The sequence below is a fragment of the Candidatus Obscuribacterales bacterium genome (genome assembly GCA_036703605.1).
Lineage (GTDB): Bacteria > Cyanobacteriota > Cyanobacteriia > RECH01 > RECH01 > RECH01.
This window is the reverse complement of sequence record DATNRH010000315.1, coordinates 1-2,373: the sequence shown is the minus strand read 5'-3', so window position 1 is coordinate 2,373 and position 2,373 is coordinate 1. Positions and strand designations below refer to the sequence as shown.

At 54.1% G+C, this 2,373-nt stretch carries 2 protein-coding genes; both read left to right on the top strand.

Features of this window, described 5'->3' with window-relative positions; translation table 11 throughout:
- Positions 1-283, top strand: a 283-nt coding sequence (locus tag V6D20_06670) for a Sua5/YciO/YrdC/YwlC family protein (protein ID HEY9815470.1), incomplete at its 5' end; no start/stop codon positions are given.
- Positions 284-745: 462 nt separating this feature from the next.
- Entirely contained in the window at positions 746-2,026 is a 1,281-nt protein-coding gene (locus V6D20_06665; protein ID HEY9815469.1) for a HetZ-related protein, read from the top strand.
- Positions 2,027-2,373 lie beyond the last annotated feature (347 nt).

Sequence of the window (2,373 nt, the reverse complement as noted above, 5' to 3'; positions counted from 1 at the left end):
GATTCGAGTGCCCAATAACTCGATTTGCCAGGCACTGATCGCGGCGCTCGACAATCCCGTGGTATCTACATCTGCACTCAGTGCGTTCAGTTCAGACGATCGCATCCTTTCTCAGGCCGAACTCTTTGACCATCTCGATCGGTTAGTAGACATCATCATTGATGATGGCGGTGATATGAGCTACAAGGTCTCCACCGTCTTAGACCTAACCGATGAACCGACGGTGGTTCGCAAAGGGCTAGGGTGGGAGGCTGCGGCTAGCTGGGTTTCAGATGTGACGTAATGGCGGAGGTGGAGCTCACCGATAGTCTAGGACGCGGGCAAAGGATAGACCACGATCCATGCTCCCGAGCCACCTATCGCTGTATCCCATGCTTCAGCCATGGATGAATTCAAGCTGGCTTCACCTCAGAGGGCTGGGAATCCGCAAACCCTGACCAGTTCTTTGATTGTCCTACAGAAAAATCGTCCCCATCAGGTTTTAACTAGAGGTGATTATGTGGCTCCAAACAGCCCCCCAATCGTTGCTCTCACCTGGGTTCAATGGCTTACTATCCCTACTTCAGTAGGGACAGGTCATTATGCATAGGTCGTTCTCTCTCAAAGAGTGCCACATGCTGCTCCCTAGGATGAGGTCTGAATCGATACAGTCAGGATATAGTCAATCGACCTTCAACTGCTTCTGTCATTGAAGAGAGGGATAGACCTCTGTCCTGCTCTTTGTGCATCACCAAAAGGTTAAGCCATGAACGTTAAATCTACCGAATTTCGTGCTTCTCTACCGCCTAACTCTGACGGTTCTTCTACCTCTCCCTCGCCCGCACCCGTTCAGTCTACCCGCGATCGCCAACTTGCCCCTGACGCTACCTCATCTGCCCCCAGTGCCGCCCCCGTAGATCGCAATCACGCAGAGTTTGTACAACTCCTCATTCACGAACTTCAAGCAGAAACCGGAGGAGTTTCCAAAAGCTTGCGAGATGTGGCGCAACGCATTGCTGTGGAAGTTGAACGTATCTGTGACAAAAGCGATCGCATTCAACAGTCTGGACAGGTGCGATCGTGGCAACTCACCCTCGCCCGCCATCGCATTCAAAAGTGCTTGGCCTACCACAAGCTCGGATCTCGCCGAGGCCGAGTAGAACTCCATAGCCACCTGAGCGCGATGGTTTATCGGCACATTGCCCCCGCTCGCACCCATATGGGTTTCCAGGGTCGCTACACGCTCATTGAAGACTTTCTACAGAATTTCTACATCGAGGTGCTCAAGGCCTTCCGCCGCGAAAACCAGCTCTCTGCTGAGTACAGCCCCCGTACTCGCATTGAACTAGCGGAATACATGGCGTTTACCGAACAATATGCCAAGCGCCGCATTAACTTACCAGGACGGCGGAATCAGCAATTGGTGGTGTTGCGGGCCCAGGGCTTTGCCAACCGCCAGCCGCTGGAAACCTCCGTGGATATGGAAGCTGCCATCGAATCGGGTCGTAGTGAAGAAGCCGAAGCCTACAGCCGCTCTCCGGTGGTGCAGCAGGTGCGGGAACAGATGGTGGCGGAAACGACCGACCCGTCGGACTCTGTCCTCCGCGATCGCATCATTGCAGAATTGGTGGAATACCTAGAATCCCAAGGGCAGTCGGAATGTGTGGACTACCTAGTCCTCAAACTGCAAGACCTCTCCGCCCCCGAAATTGATGAGGTGCTGCAACTCTCTCCCCGTCAGCGGGACTATCTACAACAGCGGTTTAAGTATCACGTCGAAAAGTTTGCCCGCTCCCACCGCTGGCAGCTCGTCCACCAATGGCTGGGTGCAGATTTGGATCAAAACCTTGGCATGGCGCAGCAAAACTGGGATGCGTTCGTCGATACGCTCACCCCCGATCAGCAGCATCTCTTACGCCTAAAACAGCTCAAGACCCCGGATCAAGCGATCGCTCAGACCCTGAAATGTACCACCAAACAGGTGCATAAGCGCTGGGTGAAGCTCCTTGATCTAGCGTGGCAAGCCCGCAATGAAGCGAAGTCCTAGGGATGGGCAGGGCTGGTTTAGGTACTGCTATAGTCCAAGGGCGATCGCCCGTCGAGATTGACCGCTAGCTTGACCTCATCAACCCCCAGCCATCCTAGGCCTTCCTGCCACCATGCGTGAGCCACCCTATGACCATCAGGAGTCGTTGTGAATAGTCAACCTCAGGCAACACCACAGGTCTATCGAAGTCGTCTCCGAACCTGTGGTGTTATCCATCTCCCTGGGCTGCTCGATGTTCTTGGGATACTTGATGTCCTGAGAGCTGCTCCCAGATGGACACCAACGCAAAGGATGGTCGCGAACCACTAGAAGGCTGTTCAGGATTGACCGCTATCCCAACCGATAAC